Below are 17,577 nucleotides of genomic sequence, written 5' to 3' on the forward strand. Positions count from 1 at the left end.
CCGAATGTTAATTTATTAAGGTATCTTACTATTTTTAATTGTATCATCGTTACCGAAAAATGTCAATACCAATCTTGTAAAAACTGAACATAAAGACACGAAATCGATTAAACTTTTTGTTAATATATTATACGCTCCGTAATTTTAGAAAATTTATTGAATTTTTAAACAAAAAGCGGATGTACAAAGGTGCACATCCGTCTTATTGTTTTATAATATTTATCCGTTTTGTCTATCTTCTCTCTTTGACTATGCTCTTGCTGCTGAAGAATGTTATGAGGAAATATCCGCCATAGATCATCAGGATTATCAGGGTGGTCACTGTCATGGACTGACCGATATTTTCCGTGCCGAATACTTCAAGCGTACGTGCCGCAAAACGCATACCGAATACGGAGTGCAGGCAGGCGAGCAGCAGGGGTATCAGGAAGAATATACCTGTCTGTCTCAGCAGGGACTTGCCAAGATCTTTCTCGTCAGCGCCGATCTTTCTGAGCATCTCGTATCTGCCCACACTGTCAACGCTCTCTGAGAGTTCTTTAAGTGCAAGCACTGCACCGCTGGCGATAAGGAACACAAGTCCGATATAAAGACCTACGAATGTAGCTATGGCACCAATACCCACGGAAGCGGCTTTGATAGCTATCTTTGAATCACGTACGAAATAATTGCCCTCGGTATCGGTGGAAGCCGTTATCCTGTCATACTTTTCATTGACTGTCTTTTCGGCTGCTTCCTTATCTTCGGAAAGATAGTTTCCGATAAAGTATTCATTATGAACACAGCTTTCGTCAACCACATCATCGGGAACGATTATTATACCAAAATTTGCTTTATTTGACGAAAGGGATATAAAGCCATCAACACAGCCGCTGTACTGTGATCTCAGTGTTTTGCCGAATACGTTTATCTCATTACCCTTTTCAAGTGCGGTGTCACGCATTGCCTTCGCTGAACCGTAGTTGCATAAAACTATGAAACTGTCATCTTCCAGTTCAAGCTCTTCCCTGCCGTAGAGCCTCATAAGCGCATTGTAATCGCTGACCTTGACCAGATCCTCGGTTGAATCGAACATCATATTCGGATACTGCGCCTTTATTTCTTCGGCTTTGTCACCGAGAGATCTTTCAAAGGTAAAGCCCTCATCGGTGTAGCCGTAAAAATGTGCATACTCACTGAAATCCGAGGTTATATCCTCACCTGCTTCTTTGTACATCGTTTCAAGGTCATCGGCTCTTTCGTCGCTGTAAATGAAAACACGCGCCTCGAAATCAGCGGGGCAAAGCTCCTTGATGTTTGAATTCATGGAATTTCTTATGGTGAAAGCAGCAGCCAGCATACAGATAGTAACGAAAAGCATCAGGCAGATAACTGTCATGGACATTACCATGGTATTGACCTTACTGCTTATCTGTCGGAAGGTGAAACTGTTGAGACTGCGGTAGTACATACCCTTTACGGACATCACTGTACGCAGCAGCATACCCGATACCGACCAGAAGATGAAGAATGTGGATATGATGCCTGTTATCACGCTGCCAATGAATTTATCTTCGTTGAGGTCATTATAGCCCACTGTTACGTTGTAGTATGCAATACTCAGGGCTATGACTGCTGCTATGAATATCAACACGCAGACTATTGGTTTTTTCAGCTTTATCTGCTCTGAGCGTCTGCCCGACTGCATCAGGTCGATAAGCTTCATCTTTGTGATGACTATGCTGTTGAATACCATAACTACCAGATACATAACAGCAAAGTAAAGTATGGTCTTGACTATTGCTTCGGTTGAAACATTGAACTTGTAGGCTGTCATATCAGCTTCAAAAAGGTTTGCCACCAGGGCACTCATCAGCTGTGAAAGTCCTATGCCCACCAGCAGACCCGCTGCCAGCGAACCAAGACCGATGATAACTGTTTCTATCAACAGCAGCCTTGATATACTGCCCTTGCTCATACCAAGGGTCATATACAGCGCGAACTCCCGCTTTCTTCTCTTCATCAGGAAACGGCTGGCATAAACTATCAGCAGACCCAGAACGCCTGCAACAAACACACTTATACCAGAAAGCACGGTTCTCAGAAGATCAACTACTTCATAGCTGCTGTCGTTTATCCTCATCATAGCAGCCTGTCCGCCAATGGCGTTGAAAACATAAAATACTGAAACGCCGATCATCAGCGTGAAAAAGTATATCGCATAATCCCTCAGGCTTCTGCGGATATTGCTTACCGAAAGCTTAAAGAGCATCGCTCATGTCACCTCCCAGAAGAGTTACTACATCGATTATCTTATCAAAGAACTGCCTGCGGGTATCAGCGCCGCGGCTTATCTCGTTGAATATCTTGCCGTCCTTGATGAAGATAACACGGCTGGCATAGCTTGCAGTGAAGCTGTCGTGAGTTACCATCATGATGGTTGTGCCGCACTCTGTATTCAGGTAGCGGAAACGCTCCAGCAGCATCTTAGCCGACTTTGAATCCAGCGCACCTGTAGGTTCGTCCGCAAGTACAAGCTTGGGTGAAGTAACTATGGCACGTGCAGAAGCTACTCTCTGCTTCTGTCCGCCTGACATCTGATAGGGGTACTTTTTCAGCACCTCGGTGATTCCCAGCTGTTCAGCAACTGTCTTGACTGCCTCGTCAATTTCCTTGACAGGCTTTTTCTGTATCGAAAGTGCCAGTGCGATATTCTCGTAAGCTGTCAGTGTATCCAGCAGGTTGAAATCCTGAAAGATGAATCCCAGCTTTTCGCGCCTGAACTTGTTCAGCTCCTTGCCCTTTATCTCGGTGATATCGCTGTTCTCCAGATATATATGACCCGCAGTAACGCGGTCGATGGTGGAGATGCAGTTGAGCAGCGTGGTCTTACCGCTTCCCGAAGCTCCCATTATAGCAACGAACTCGCCCTTTGATACCCCTAAGGATATATCGTCTATCGCCTTGGTAAGGCTCGACTTGCTGCCGTAGTATTTTTCAATGTTTTCGATCTTGAGTAACTGTTCCATATCCAACTCTCTTTTCCTTTGTAGTATTTTTTATATCAAGGTCTTTCTTAAATGAACTGCTCCGATCTCTTTGTGAGATATACGGAATATGCATATGAATAGCCAAGTGTGCTTGCTGCAAGTATCGCCATACCCGGAATGTCCAGATTTCTGATTGCAACGAAGTGCATTATCACGCCTGCTGTTACTGCCATCATCATCAGTGTACATATCACCAGTGTCATCTTTGCAAATTTCATTTTGGATCACCTTAACCTTTTCATATTCTTTGTGGGGTCCAGCCCCTTACTGTATCTTTATTATATCATACGTCTTGCTGTCTGTCGTTTTTTCTATCTTACTTTACATTACAGTTTTGTAATGTTTACTGCTTCTGCGCTTTTTTAGCTGACCTGTATTTTTCTTCCGTACAGCAGCAGATACAAGCGTTGCAGGCGATCAGTCCGCTGAGGGTAGTGTCCCAGAAACCTGTCTGTATGTAATTCACCATTGCGATTATAAAAAGTACCAGTGTTGTAACTGTGCTTATTATCAATGCTGTTCTTTCCTTTTTCATATCTATCTTCCTTTCAGATGTCTCAGGTCACGGGGTGTTCCCCTTACTATGTCTATATTATATCATAGGTTTTGCTGTCTGTCGTTATTTTTATCTTACACTGCATTACAGTTCTGTAATGTTGCTTTCTCTTTGTCAGCCTCTTCGATCTCTTCTTTATACTTCTGTGAAGCGCAGCAGTAGATGCCTGTTCCGAAAGCTATCATGGTTCCGAGTGCGGGATCGAACACATCGGTGTGCGAGTAGTTTATCACCGCTATCAGAAACATTACTATTGTTACCAGTGCGCTTATCACCATTACTTTTCTTGTGTTCTCCATAATTTATCTCCCCTTCTTGAGTTATACTGTCCGTGGGGTCTTCCCCCTTGCTTTGATTAAAGTATAACACAAAAGGACAGTCGGGTCGATATTTTAATCTTACCTGACATTACAGTTTCGTAATGTTGCGGCATAAATACTCCCATATCCCGATAGCATATTTACACTGTCGGGATATGGGATAGTTTGGTCTACTGAATATTGTGAAGCTTGTCTTTGCCGAAAACTATGGTTATATCGGTGTATTCCCCCTGTACTGAATCTGCCTGCACGCTGTGTCCCAGCTTTGTGCAGAGCATTTTTACTATGTACAGACCCATGCCTGTTGACTTGGTGTGAGTTCTTCCGTTTTCGCCCGTAAAGGATTTTTCAAATATATAGGGCAGATCAGCCTCCGAAATGCCTATGCCATTATCACGGAAATGCAGAACCGTCTTGTCGTCGAAGTCCTCTGCATAGACCTTTATCTCGTCTGCTTCGTACTTAATACTGTTGCCCATAAGCTGACCGAATATGAATGCAAGCCATTTTGAATCGGTCATGACTTCCGTATCAAGCCCCTCGGCCGAGAGTGATATATTACGCTCCAGAAGTTCGCTGCGGTTCTTTATGGCTATCTCGCTGAATACACGTTTCAGAGGTACAGCCTTGATAATATAATCCTTTTCTGCGTTGCGGCTGCGGGCATAGTAAAGCACGTTCTCGATGTAGTCGTCGATGCGCTTCAGCTGTTCGGAATACCTTGTGCTGCCGTCGTTGTGGCACATCAGCTGCAAGCTTGCCACAGGGAGTTTCACCTCATGCACCCACATCTCTATATACTCGCGGAACTCCAGATTCTCTCGGCGGTATTCAGCTATATGCTCGCACATAGCCTTATCGGACTGCCTGAGAACTTCGTACAGAAATCTGCCGTCAAAAAAGTCGGGAGCTTCTGTCATCTCCGCCAGAAGATACTTTTTATCAAGATTATCCAGGCAGTAGTTAAGCTTGTCATAGAAACTCTTTTTCCTGAAAAATACCCAGCACTCGGCGATGCCCCCGCCCAGCAGAAGTATCACATATACTATTATAATGCACTGCGTTCTGATATGGAAAGCCTGCATGAAGATCAGCGCTGTTGCGAGGGTGACAAGGTATATCATGTAAACCGAAAGTCTGTCTTTTAAATATTCGGTTATGCTCATTTCAGTACATACCCCTGTTTCTTTCTGGTCTCGATGGCGTCTTCAAATCCTAGGTCTGCAAGCTTTCCGCGAAGTCTGCTTATGTTTACCGAAAGAGCATTGTCGTTAACGAACTCGTCGTTATCCCAGAGTGCGGTCATGAGGTCATCGCGGGTGACTATCTCCCCCTGTCTGTCAAGCAGAAGCTGAAAGATGATCATCTCATTTTTGGTAAGAACCTGCTCCTTGCCGTTTCGGTCGATGCTTCCCTTTACGGTGCTGACCTCGGCATCGTGATACATCTGGGAACCGCCAGTCTTGGTAAAGCGCTTCAGCACCGCGGATATCCTCAGCAGAAGTATGGTTGGGTTATAGGGCTTGGTGATATAGTCATCAGCGCCGAAGCTCATAGAAAGCACCTCGTCTATCTCGGTGCTTCTGCTGGTCAGCATTATAACAGGGGTATCACTGACTTTGCGGAACTCCTGCAAAAGTGTCTCGCCGCCCACAAAGGGAAGGTTTATATCCAGCAGTATAAGGTCAGCCCCCGATGACTTCATCTGTTCAAGGGAAGTGCTGAGGTCGGTAACAACCTGAACCTCATACCCCGAATTTTTTAACAGTGTCGCGACTTCATCGCGCAGCACGGTATCGTCTTCGATTATCATTATTTTTTTCATTGTCTTTCTCCTGTTCAATGATATTCATAGCATTATCGCCTTAACAATTATATATCATTTATCACGATTCGTCAAGCGTAAAAGCTCGTATTTACGCAAAAAACGGCAGTCTCCGAAGAAACTGCCGTTATAGGTTCTATGAAACTATATATTACTTAACAGTAACAGTGATAGCATTCTTGATAGGATCAGTTGTATTCCACTTACCGTTAACTCTTGCAGCAACTGCTACCTTGTAGGTCATGCCGGGAGTCAGGTTCTTAGGAGTTACAAAGCTGTTAGTAGTGATGTTGGAAGTCTGAACTCTCCACTTACCAGCCAGATATACAGCGATGCCGTATCTGTCAGCGCCCTGTACCTTGTCCCAAACGAACTGGATCTGGTGATACTGAGTGTTGTAGTTAGCCTTTACGTTCTTAGGATAATCAGTCTTATCCTCGTCTCCGCCTGTAGAACCGCCAGTACCCTTAGCAGCTTCATCGATCATGAATGTTGTCATCCAAACCAGAGGAGCATTCCAGTTGATGGTAACTTCGTTTACAGACCAAGACTCTGCGCTGTCTACGTAGCACTTCTGGTTAGCCAGTGTGCCTCTCTTGTAGCCCAGACCGCCGATGTAAGGATCCTGCATACCAGCGCCGGGACCACCGGACAGTACGCCATCAGGAGCCTTCGGGAAGGTAGGATCTACGCCCTTAGACCAGAATCTGTGGTGAGGCCATTCCATTGTCTTGTCGCCGTAGCCGGATACATAGGAGAAGCCAAGGCCGTTACGTCCGTAGATGTAGTCCAGAGCTTCAGCAGCACCGTTCAGGTACTTAGAGCCCTTAGAAGCGTCATAAGCGTAAGCAAGTACCATTGCGTTGTTGATTACGAAGGAGTTGGAACCCCACTCATAACCAGTGATCTTGATGCCTTCACCGATGTTGATAGCATCCTCGAATGTAGCACCCTTGTAAGGAATGCCCATGCCCTGCTTAGCCTGCTGAGCCAGATAAGTATCACCAGCAGATGTGATGGAAGACTTAATTGCACTCTGCTCAGAAGAAGAAAGCTTGCTGGGGTTCAGGTACAGAGACAGGGTACCCAGACCGGATGTACAACCCCAGTTGAAGGAGCTGAATGAACCGTTGTTCTCGCCGCCGCCCAGGCTGGTTGTCAGGCTGAATGCCTTATCCTTGCCGGATGTATCGTTGGGGTTGCTGTACTTCTTGAGGAAGTTATAGTAAGTAGAATCGCCGGTTGTTGCGAAGAGCTCGCAAGCTGCCCAGTAAGCATCGTCGCCTACATAGGTATCACCGTAAGCACCGCCGCCGATAGCCTGATCCAGAGGAGCGAAGTAAGGATCGGTAGAAGAATCACCCTTCTTGATGTTCCACTTGCTCTCCTTAGCCATTATAGCAGTCCAGCTCTTCTTAGCATTAGACAGGCACTCATTTGCGAAGCTGTCATCGATGCCCTTCCACAGACGTGCTGCCTGTGCTGCGCAAGCGATCATATTGAATGTAGCGGCATAGGTTGCAGGCTTAACTATACGGATAGTGCCCCAGCCCTTCTCGCCGTTCTCCATCGTTTCCTTATCATAGTCCCAAGACTTGGTAGCCAGACCTGTCCACTTGTGGTCGTGCAGCTTGTGATATACAAATCCGTTGCTGTCGATCATCTTGAACATCCACTCCAGCTCAACTCTTGCTTCGTCGAGGATATCAGGAGCCTTATCACCATTCTCGGGGATAGCTATAGTGCCGTCTGTCCACTTCTTGGTGGTGCCGTTCTTCTTGGTGAACTCATAGTCGTTCTGGAGAGTCCATACAGAGATACCGCCGTTAACAACGTACTTACCGTGGTCACCTGCATCGTACCAACCGCCGGTACCGTTGATGCTCTTGCTCTTCTCAACGTCAGAGCCTTCGCTGTCGTAGGACTTAACCCACTTGGACTGTACATAAGCAGTATCAGGGTTATGACCATACTTAGTGTGAGCCAGCTCGCTCTTATCACCGGAAGTGATGTACTGAGACTCTATCGGAACACCGGAACGGTTCTGATAGAAGTAGTTCATGGAGTCCTTCAGCAGCTGAGTGCTGTATACACTATTGCTGATCTCGAACTCATGGCTCTTGTTCATTACATACTGCTTCTTGGTCTGAGGATTTGTCCAGAGCAGATCATTACCGCTGCGCTTGGTATCATTTGCGCCCTTATCAAGAAGAACCTGAGTACCAGAAACGCCAACAGTATCCTTTACATAGATGTAATATGTACCGGTTGTAGTGAACTTAGAGAAGTCGATGATATGTACATAAGCACCGCTGTCCTTCAGTCTGGTAACACTCTGGCTACCTAACGAAACACTGGTAGTCTTACCTGTACCGGAATCAGGGTCGGAACCGAATACTGTAGTTGTACCGGTATACTTAACGTTGCCGCTCTTATCTCTGATCTCATACTGCAGAGGTGAAGAAGCGTCTGTTACATAAGAAGCCTTCTTGGAAAGATTGGGATAGTAACCCAGCTGGTTCAGACGAACGTTGCTCTCAGGTCTTACAACACCCATCTCGTTATCGGTAGGCCAAGCATCAGGACCTTCCAGTGAAAGATTATCGAACTTCAGAACTGTACCGTTGGGGAAACAATCCTTGGACTGATACAGACCCTGTCCGCCGTAGTGGAATGCCCACTCAGCAACTTCAACAGTCTCGTCAGCAGTGAATGTAGCATCAAACTCGTTATGACCCTTCTTTATCGGTACGCAGTCCCAGCACTGGTTGAAAGTACCGTCTGTGCAGTTATTGTGCCAAACTTCAACAGTTCCGCCGTAGTTACCGATCTTGGTGTACATCTCACCATCGCTGGTAGAATCAACTTCCCAGTGAACCTTATAAGTCTGACCCTTCTTGATTTTGAGGCCTCTGTGACGGAGCTGAAGATCCCATCTGGACTCAGGACCATCGTTGTTAATGATCTCAACATTGTAAGTACCGCCGCTGATGTCAAAAGACTGCTTAGCGGGGTTGGTCTCACAAGTATGCCAAGGCAGACCTACACCAGCATCAAAATCTGTCTGACCCAGCATCTGAGAAGCAGATGCGCTCATAGGAATGAGTGCGGAAGCTGTGGACAGAGATACAACGCTTGCCAGAAGTCCGCTGGCAATCTTCTTCATTGGATTCTGCATGAATTAACCCTCCCTGAAAAAATAGAAAAAATAAATTTGTTTGTGATACGGCATCAGTGCAGCTGCCGAATCAACGAATGTTTTAAGAGAAATAAGGAAGTCTTCATCCGACTTGCACTACCCTTTTTTCCACCTGCTATTATTATAATATATTTCTCAAAAAAGTCAATTGTTTTGATTAAATTTCATTTACTTTAACGATTACGCACGTGTTTATTTATACAATACGTACAACTCGTAATATGTAAAAAGTCAAGTAAAACTCGTGTTTTCGTACAGCCTGTTAATTCTTTGAATACTATATGTTAATAAGTTGTATTGTCACAAACTAAAGCTTAATATGACTATAACTCATAATATTCTTTTAGGCTCGGCATGATAAAATATTCCTACAATGCCAAACTTTCCTTTGGCAAAAGTTCTGAAATGTCCATATACAGGCATTCGACCGTTTTGTCCATATTCCTGTGAACTTCTTCTGAAGCGATCTAAAAACCGATTTTTTAGAATTGATGTTCTTAACAATTATCGCAATCGTTTTCTGTGCTATTTTGTTAAATCCAATAATTTATTTTGATCTGTGAGCAAGCAAAAAAACGGCAGTCTCCGAAGAAACTGCCGTTTATAGATTCTGTGGAACTGTAAATTACTTGATAGTAACAGTTACAGCGTTCTTGATAGGATCAGCTGTGTTCCACTTGCCATTGACTCTTGCAGCAACTGCTACCTTGTAGGTCATGCCGGGAGTCAGGTTCTTAGGAGTTACATAGCTGTTTGTAGTAACGTTGGAGGTCTGAACTCTCCACTTACCAGCCAGGTATACAGCGATGCCGTACTTGTCAGCGCCTGCAACCTTATCCCAAACGAGCTGTACCTGATGGTACTGGGTATTGTAGTTTACCTTAACGTTTGTAGGATAATCGATCTGGCTGCTCTCTTTCTGGGTAGTAACAGTTATTTTCGTAGTATTGTTATTACTGTATTTTCCGCCTCTGTTTGAAGCAACAGCATACGAATAGCTTGTGCCCGGCTTCAGACCCTTAATAGTGTAAGAAGTGGCTGATGTTTCATCGATCAGTGTCCACTTGCCGTTGGAATAAGAGTAAATACCATACTTGGTAGCTTCCTGTACAGTGTTCCAGCTGAGCTTTGCAGTTGTGGTTGTTGTAGAATCACATTTAACGTTGGGAGCAGGAGCATTAACACCTATTTCTCCGTTGTTTCCACCGTTTCTCTTGAATACGTACTCGGAACCGCTTGCGGTCTTGCCGTTAGGTTCAGTACCCCAAACCTGTACGCCGTTTACATACATAGGTATATTCTTGTTGAGAGCAGCATCGCTCTTGATGTCGGATGCTGTAGCCAGACCGCCCTTGTAAGACCAGTCATTTGTAGGATCCCATGCGCCTGCGGTAGACTTGCCGTTTATAGCATCGGGGATAGAGATCCTGAACTGTACTTCATCTCTGTGCTCGCTCTGACCTGTAGGCTGGATAGCTCTGCCGTCCTCAAACTTGATCTTTGCATAAAGGGTATTGCCTGTCTTGTCGCCCTCATATACATAAGGACCGCTTACAGTAGCGTAGCCCTGCTCGCCTTCCTTGTACTGCTGGCTGTTGCTCAGTACCTTGATATCATCGATAGTCAGACCTGCATCGAATATCTCGGAAGCATCGAAGAAGTATCTGTACTCAATATCCTTAGCAACTCTTGCAGGCCAAGCAGTGTGGTTCATAGCCCATGCCTTGATCTCGGAATAGCTGTTGCCCTTGCCGTTGAGTACAGCTGCAACTTCCCATTCATCCCACTTGGGAGTTTCCTTTTCGGGGAAGTTTGCGAGAGGCTTTCCGCCGTAATCGTCGATCATAGCACACAGACAAGCGGTGTAGCCTGCGTTGTAGTCGATAGCAACCTCTGTATACTGGAAGTCAGCTACCTTGTAATCGCCGTATTTACCGGAACTGTCAGGACCGCCGATAAGTGCGCCGTAGAGAGTATGAGCATATTCTGTCTGCCAGCCTTCGTTTCCGCCGGATTCCTGACCGAGTTCGTTCCAGTGGTCATCGTGTACGCCGGAAGCGTTTCTGTGGTGGATAGCAGAAGGCGACTTATCGCCCATGCCGAGAACATAGCTGTAGCCCATTTCGTTATCGCCGAAGCAGTAGTTCATCTGGAGGTCGCCCCACTTGCTGAACTTACTCTCAACATCTGTACCCTTGAAAAGTGTATCGGAACCGAGCTTTGCAAGGAAAGCTGTCGTTGTTGCGTGACGCAGAGAGCCCCACTGGAACAGCCAAGAAAGTCCCTTGGGTGTTATCTTTCCGAAGAATGACTTAGAATCCTCGCCCATCCAGTAAGTAAGATGACGCTTAACGTGAGCAGTCCACTCCTTGTTTCCTGTTATCTGAGCATAGAGGAAAGCAGCACCCTGTGAAGTATCGTCCCAGCAGAGTCCCCATGTGAACTTACGTGCTGTATCCTGTTCTTCCAGAGGGAATATCGGTATGTATTCCTTTTCAACCTTATTGAGATATGTCTTATCGCCTGTAGCCTTATAAAGCCAGAGAGCCGCAAACATACAGTCATCTACCCATGACTCTGTTTTGTACATACCTGTCATACCGCCGATATCTGAACAATCTCTTATCTTGTCAGCACCGGCAAACAGATCCTTAGCGTGCTTAAGGTACTGTGCCGCAGTTGTAGGATCGGAATCCTTGAATACGAGATATCCCTGTGCAAGAGCAGCAGCAGAAAGACCTGCAACAGAAGAATTCTCTATCACATCATAAGGACGCTCCCAGTCGCCGTTGTTGAGGTGATGTTTACGGAGATATACTTCTGAGCTGCACCAGATGTTATGGTCGGTAGAACCGCCTGTGAAGTCACCGATGGTACCTACCATCTTGCCGTTGCCCTTATCGCATGCCATTACATAGTCAAGTCCCCACTTGAGATTGTTTCTGTAAAGCTCGCCCATGCCTGCGTTATCAACAGCGTCCTTGTACTCAAGGTAGCCCCATGCAAGCATTGAAGCTGAATAAGCATTTGTAAGACAGAACTTGAAGTGGTCGCCTGCATCGAACCAGCCGCCCTTTACATAGTCGGTCTCGTTGCCGTCTTCATCCACCATACAGTCATCCTTCCACTGTACAGTGTTCCATTCGGGAAGTACGCCCGACTGCTGTACCTCATAGAAGAACATAGACTTCTGGAGTGCCTCTGCATAGTTGTATGCCGAAGCTGCGTTTGCCGTCAGTACCGGTGAATTGTCCTGAGGCAGTACAGAAACCATTCCTGCTGCCATAACAAGTGCCGAAACTGCTGCGGTAATCTTCTTAAATATCATTTCCATTCTCCTCTCGATAAATAAAGATTTCCGGTTTAGGCATAATAAATATAATATCCCTATATTTTTAAAATATACTATATTGATTGTTGTTTGTCAATAGCTAATATAATTAATTAAACGATTACATGAAACAAAATCATTTAACGTATACACATTTTATCTTATCATATCATGACTGATTTTACCGAGAAACCGTACAAATTCCGCGTATACAGACAAATTTTCCGACCTCATAAACTAGCTACAAAATCGATGCCTTACAAAAACTTAAACGATTAAACGTGCAATTTTACCAAAACAAAAACAGGACAAGGAGAACAGCCTCTTTGTCCTGTTATCTTCATATTAATGATCTTCGATCAGTCAATGGTAACTTCAAATGTTCTGGATTCCAGCTTTCTCAGATCCCACTCGCCGTTGATCCTTGCGCAAACTACCATCTTGTAGGTGCCGGATTCAAACTCAGGTGAGATAACGCTTGTAACGTCGCCGTCTTCCCTTGCAAGAATCTTCCATTCGCCGTTAATATATGCTCCGATCGCGTATCTTTCAGCGCCCTCAACAGGAGTCCATGTGAGCTTGAATCTCTTGTGGGATACTTCAACATCTACGCCGGGGAACTTAGACTTGCAGGCAACGCCTATCCAATTTGAAACATCTGTGCTCCAGCTGCCGTTTGCATAGGCTATAACAGCAACTCTGTAAACTGTTCCGGGGTTCAGACCTTTGAATTCATAGGAAGTGCCGTCAACCTCATCTAACTTATGCCATGTACCGCTGATATACGCACATACGGCATACTTCTCAGCACTTGCTACAGGTGTCCATGAAAGCACCGCAGAACCGTTACCGGCTTCGTAAGAAAGTTCAGTAGCAGTGGACAGCTTGCTGATAGTGATGGTTCTGACATCGGTATACTCAACGCCATCGATGGTTGCTGTTGCAGTATATATCTTCTTGCCCTCAGCATTGTATGTAGGATTTATAGTCTTTACTGAAATTTCAGCTTTACCTGTCTTAACATCTCCGCATTTTTCGCAGATGACATTTACAGTTGCGCCGCTTGCGTTCTTGTTCCAGATCCATTCGGTCTTGGTGTAGGAATGACCAACAGCAGGAAGAACTATTTCCTTTGTTTCAGTATACTTCTTGCCGTTGAACTCTATCATTGCGCTATAAACAGCCTTGCCTTCTTCGGTGCAGGTTGCATCCTTGATTTTGGAAGTTACGAGTGTCTTGACATTCTCAACGTGGCCGCAGTCTTCGCACTTGAAGGAAGCTATAGCAGTCCTGTAATCAGCTGTAAACTTCCACTCGGGATCACCATAGGTGTGACCTGTTGCGGGTACCTTCCAGGAATCCTTCTCGATCTCCTGATATGCACCGTCTGCGAAAACATAAAACTTTCCGTCAGAGCCGTCAAAATAACCTGTATTTCCGTCCTTATCGCAGGAAGCTTCAGCAGCGTCATGCCAGGTGTACTTTATCTCCAGAGTAAAATCAGCAAGAGCCTCAGCGCCCTTGAAGTTCTGGGTTTCAGCAATAGTTGCTCTCAGAGTATAGTTGCCTACCTCGGTAGGTACTTTATCGGTGTATTCGGAATCCTCTGCGTCCTTGGACTTGTATTCAAACTTAACTTCGCCCTCGCCCTTGTTTCCGTCAACAACGGGAACGCTTGGCTCATCACCGAATGCCCAGTTAGCAACAGATACTGTAGGTTCGATATCTGCTCTTTCAACAGTAACTTTCACAAACTTAGCTGTGCAGTTGCCCATGCCCTCGAGCTTGTACCAGACCTCGTAATCACCTGCATCCTTTACCTTAGGAAGATCTCTGGTATAATTGCCGTCTACAGAAAGACTGTAAACCATTTTAGCGTCTTTAACAGAACCTGCTGTTATGAGCTCATGTTCTTCTTCATCATATACCAGTTCTTCAACAGCAACAGGTGCTGTTATATCCGAAACTTTCTTTACTTCACCTGTGAAGACAAGATTGTTTGCACCAACAGCTTCAAAAGTAGAATATGTATTTTTGATAGTTACTTTTCCGCTGGTACCTGCTGCAACAGGATCTATCGAAACAGCCTCAGTACACTTTCCGTCTATAAGGCAGTTAGTTACAGTTACATTTCCGTTATCTCCGCACCATCCGATCAGTCCACAAGCTACATCTGAAGCCTTTACAGTTCCATTGAAACCACAGTTTGTGATCTTAACAGCTGTACCGTAGCTGTGACCAACAAGTCCGCCATTGTGTGTTCCGCCGCTTATCTCAGCATTTACCTGAACATTTTCAATCTCCAGAGTACCGAGTGCAGCACCAACAACGCCTGCAGAATGTATGCCGCTCTTAACAGAGCCATTAACTGTAAAATTCTTGATGACAGCATCCTTTACGCCGCAGAAAGGTGCAGCGCAGTGTGTCATTTTATCGGCTTCCTTTTCCGATTCGTCTATCTTAACAGTCAAAGTATGACCATTACCATCAAATATTCCCGAGAAAGGACGGCTCACGGTCTCTGTGGGATGCTCGTTCTTGCCTATCATCTCAGTAACTGTTATATCCTTTGTAAGCTTGAAGTATTTGCCGCTGAAGCTTTCGCCTTCATTTACCTTCTCAGCCAGCTTTTTCCATTCATCAGAAGATGTGATCTGATAAGGCTCAGCCTTAGTGCCCTTGCCTTTACCGCTCCATATCTCAGTCTCTTCTTTCTCGTTTACAGCGGTAACAGCAACAACAGCTGCACCATCTTTCGAAAAGCTCTCTGCACTTACAGGCATCATACCTGCCGCAAGCACGAATGCCAGCAGTCCTGCAGTTACTTTTTTCAGAGTATAGTTTCCGCTCATTGGCTTGTTCCTCCTTACGTGAACATCAACAGTGTGCACAGCACACATTCCCGATATACCCTCACCTCAGCCGATACTCAGACCCGCCTTGGAACACGGTATACATGTCTCCGCTTTTTGTTTTTGATATCTTAATCGTCGCGAAAAAATATATACTTCGGACCTATTAGATAATTTTTTATATTATATCACACTTTATACACGCCGTCAATCATTTTCACAGAAATTTCAGTAATTGACATATATTTTAACAAAAAGATCGGAGGAGACCTCAGATGAGATCTCCTCCGACCTTATTAATATGGTCTTTTTAATGAAAATCAGCTTACCTTTGTGTAGATCTGACCGCCGTTAAGAGTCTTGCCCTTAGCTGCGAACATTTCAGAAATGGTAACTACCTGATAGCCCTGAGACTTCAGCCAAGGAAGAACACTCTCCATAGCTGTAGCAGTATTGTCATAAGTCTCGTGGCAGAGAACGATAGCACCGTTCAGAGAACCGTTGTTAGCTGCGTTCTTGATAGTGTTCTCGATCTGGTATGCAGATGCACCGTTCCAGTCCTGTGTATCGATAGCACAAGTGATCATAGGAACATCGTACAGTGTCTGCTGAACCTGCCAGTTGGAAGCCAGGTAAGGCAGTCTGAGGAGCTTGGAAGGCTCTGCGCCGATGATGCTCTTCAGCTTGCTTGCACAGTTATCATACTCAGAACGGATCTGGCTTGCATTACGCTCAGTCAGGTTGGGGTGAGACATAGTGTGGTTTGCGATCTCCATGCCCTTGCTGTAAGCATCACGAACCTGATCAGGCTTGCCGATCCAGTTGCCAACATAGAAGAATGTTGCGTGGAAGCCGTTCTTATAGAGAGCATCGATGATTCTCTGACCGGAGTAGCCCTGTGCAGTACCGTCATCGAAAGAGATAGCTACCATAGGCTTGCTGGGGTCAACGTAGTAACCGTTGTTACCACCATTGTTACCACCATTGTTACCGCCGTTGTTGCCGCCATTATTGCCGCCGTTGTTACCGCCGTTATTTCCTTCGTTACCGCCGTTGTTTGTGTAAACAGGGGTGCGATACTGAATGTTGTTGTAGGATCTGGTGATTACTACTACGTAGCTGTCCAGAGCGCCTGCTGTATCCCACTTGCCGTTTACTCTTGCAGCGATCGCTACTCTGTAGCTCATGTTAGGAGTAAGACCCTTAGGAGTGGTGTAGGAAGTGCCGGAGATGTTGGAATCCTGAACTCTCCACTTGCCTGCCAGATAAACTGCGATGCCGTACTTGTCAGCGCCCTTTACAGCGTCCCAAGTGAATCTCATCTGGTTGTACTGGCTGCTGTATTCCATCTTAACGTTTGAAGGAACAGTTGCACTTGTTCCGCCTGTACCTGTGCCTGCGCCTGTGCCGGAAGCAACATAGCCCTTGTTTGCGATTATAGCTCTGTCAACATAGATGTCGCACAGACTGTCGGGAGCTTCAACGTACATCTTTACATTGGATGCGCCTGAAGGAATTGTGAAGTTAGTGTTCTCAAGCTTGGACCACTTGCCTGCTGTGCAGGTGCCCTCAGCTATCTGAGTGTAATTTGTGGTACCATTCTGATCATACTGCATAGACAGCTGAACAGTTGTGCTCTCGGTAGGATTTACCATAGCGCTGAAGCTATAAGAGCTGCCAGGCTTGAAAGTAGAAGTGTTGACATCTACCTCACCGCCGTTCCAGTTATCAGTTCTGCCGCTTACATACAGGGACTTGCTGCCCTCATAAGCCTTGGAAGAAGATGATGCTACACTTGCAGAACCTCTGCCGCTCCAGGAATTGGTGCCGTTCTCGAATGTAGCTGAGTACAGTGTACCCTCGATCTCCGGCTCATCCGGCTCGGGGTCAGGAGTGTAGCCACTTTTGCCTTCATACATCTTCAGATTAACGTCAGCTGAACCATCGGATTCCCAACCTTCAACGTTGAAAGCAACTTCGTACAGGTTGCCCATCTTCAGGCCCTTGGATTCCCATGCCTTGAAGTGCTCGGAAACGCTGATGGTACCCTTGGTTCTAAGGTTCTGACGGATGCTGATATACTGTGTGAAATTCTTGTTGCCTTCGATGGTGTAGGAATTTCTTGCACTTGTGTAGATCTTGTATTCACTGCCGTCGATATTAACGGAACCCTTGTACTGCGCAGAAGAATCCTGTGCAGGAGACCAGTTCTTCCAGTCTTCGATGATGTAGTACTCTACCAGAGGATTCTGAGCCCAGCCGTAGATACAGATTCTGGAGTTACCTGATGAACCTGCCTGCCAGTTGCAGTCATAATCACAATAGAAATCACCGTAATCTTTGTATGTCTTAGGGTTATTCAGACCCCAGTAAAGACCACGACGAGCAAGGAAGTTACCTCTCGAACCATTAGGACCACACTTCCAGGATGTGCTGAAACCACCGTCATTGTCGTGCAGTGTCAT

The 17,577-nt window shown here is 45.6% G+C and carries 11 protein-coding genes; all 11 read right to left on the reverse strand.

Annotation, left to right across the window (positions count from 1 at the left end; genetic code table 11):
* Positions 1-232: 232 nt before the first annotated feature.
* A complete protein-coding gene (locus BMY75_RS11080) occupies positions 233-2,251 on the reverse strand; it encodes an ABC transporter permease (protein ID WP_074833832.1) in 2,019 nt (672 codons plus the stop codon).
* A complete protein-coding gene (locus tag BMY75_RS11085; protein ID WP_074833834.1) occupies positions 2,241-3,008 on the reverse strand; it encodes an ABC transporter ATP-binding protein in 768 nt (255 codons plus the stop codon). Before BMY75_RS11085 ends, BMY75_RS11080 begins: the two co-directional genes overlap by 11 nt.
* A 47-nt stretch (positions 3,009-3,055) precedes the next feature.
* On the reverse strand, positions 3,056-3,247 hold the full coding sequence (locus BMY75_RS11090; RefSeq protein WP_074833836.1) for a hypothetical protein: 192 nt from the start codon (positions 3,245-3,247) through the stop codon (positions 3,056-3,058).
* Between the two features lie 125 nt (positions 3,248-3,372).
* The gene (locus BMY75_RS11095; RefSeq protein WP_074833838.1) at positions 3,373-3,564 is read right to left on the reverse strand and encodes a hypothetical protein; all 192 of its coding nucleotides are present in this window, start codon (positions 3,562-3,564) and stop codon (positions 3,373-3,375) included.
* Positions 3,565-3,659: 95 nt separating this feature from the next.
* A complete protein-coding gene (locus BMY75_RS11100) occupies positions 3,660-3,884 on the reverse strand; it encodes a hypothetical protein (protein ID WP_074833840.1) in 225 nt (74 codons plus the stop codon).
* Between the two features lie 191 nt (positions 3,885-4,075).
* Complete coding sequence (locus BMY75_RS11105; protein WP_074833842.1) at positions 4,076-5,071, reverse strand: sensor histidine kinase; 996 nt, start codon at positions 5,069-5,071, stop codon at positions 4,076-4,078.
* On the reverse strand, positions 5,068-5,730 hold the full coding sequence (locus BMY75_RS11110; protein WP_074833844.1) for a response regulator transcription factor: 663 nt from the start codon (positions 5,728-5,730) through the stop codon (positions 5,068-5,070). Before BMY75_RS11110 ends, BMY75_RS11105 begins: the two co-directional genes overlap by 4 nt.
* 151 nt (positions 5,731-5,881) lie before the next feature.
* Entirely contained in the window at positions 5,882-8,908 is a 3,027-nt protein-coding gene (locus BMY75_RS11115; RefSeq protein ID WP_074833846.1) for a glycoside hydrolase family 9 protein, read from the reverse strand.
* Between the two features lie 646 nt (positions 8,909-9,554).
* The gene (locus tag BMY75_RS11120; protein ID WP_074833848.1) at positions 9,555-12,257 is read right to left on the reverse strand and encodes a glycoside hydrolase family 9 protein; all 2,703 of its coding nucleotides are present in this window, start codon (positions 12,255-12,257) and stop codon (positions 9,555-9,557) included.
* 362 nt (positions 12,258-12,619) lie between these two features.
* Positions 12,620-15,112 (reverse strand): fibronectin type III domain-containing protein, encoded by a 2,493-nt coding sequence (locus tag BMY75_RS11125; RefSeq protein WP_074833850.1) that lies wholly within the window; start codon positions 15,110-15,112, stop codon positions 12,620-12,622.
* A gap of 320 nt (positions 15,113-15,432) precedes the next feature.
* The coding region (locus BMY75_RS11130) for a glycoside hydrolase family 11 protein (protein ID WP_074833852.1) at positions 15,433-17,577 on the reverse strand (2,145 nt) is incomplete at its 5' end.

It is taken from the genome of Hominimerdicola alba (genome assembly GCF_900109655.1).
GTDB classification, from domain to species: domain Bacteria; phylum Bacillota; class Clostridia; order Oscillospirales; family Ruminococcaceae; genus Hominimerdicola; species Hominimerdicola alba_B.

Bases quoted from the DNA above. Each gene is read 5' to 3' on its own strand.
- BMY75_RS11080 (WP_074833832.1), bottom strand. From the start codon at position 2,251: ATGCTCTTTAAGCTTTCGGTAAGCAATATCCGCAGAAGCCTGAGGGAT.
- BMY75_RS11085 (WP_074833834.1), bottom strand. From the start codon at position 3,008: ATGGAACAGTTACTCAAGATCGAAAACATTGAAAAATACTACGGCAGC.
- BMY75_RS11090 (WP_074833836.1), bottom strand. From the start codon at position 3,247: ATGAAATTTGCAAAGATGACACTGGTGATATGTACACTGATGATGATG.
- BMY75_RS11095 (WP_074833838.1), bottom strand. From the start codon at position 3,564: ATGAAAAAGGAAAGAACAGCATTGATAATAAGCACAGTTACAACACTG.
- BMY75_RS11100 (WP_074833840.1), bottom strand. From the start codon at position 3,884: ATGGAGAACACAAGAAAAGTAATGGTGATAAGCGCACTGGTAACAATA.
- BMY75_RS11105 (WP_074833842.1), bottom strand. From the start codon at position 5,071: ATGAGCATAACCGAATATTTAAAAGACAGACTTTCGGTTTACATGATA.
- BMY75_RS11110 (WP_074833844.1), bottom strand. From the start codon at position 5,730: ATGAAAAAAATAATGATAATCGAAGACGATACCGTGCTGCGCGATGAA.
- BMY75_RS11115 (WP_074833846.1), bottom strand. From the start codon at position 8,908: ATGCAGAATCCAATGAAGAAGATTGCCAGCGGACTTCTGGCAAGCGTT.
- BMY75_RS11120 (WP_074833848.1), bottom strand. From the start codon at position 12,257: ATGATATTTAAGAAGATTACCGCAGCAGTTTCGGCACTTGTTATGGCA.
- BMY75_RS11125 (WP_074833850.1), bottom strand. From the start codon at position 15,112: ATGAGCGGAAACTATACTCTGAAAAAAGTAACTGCAGGACTGCTGGCA.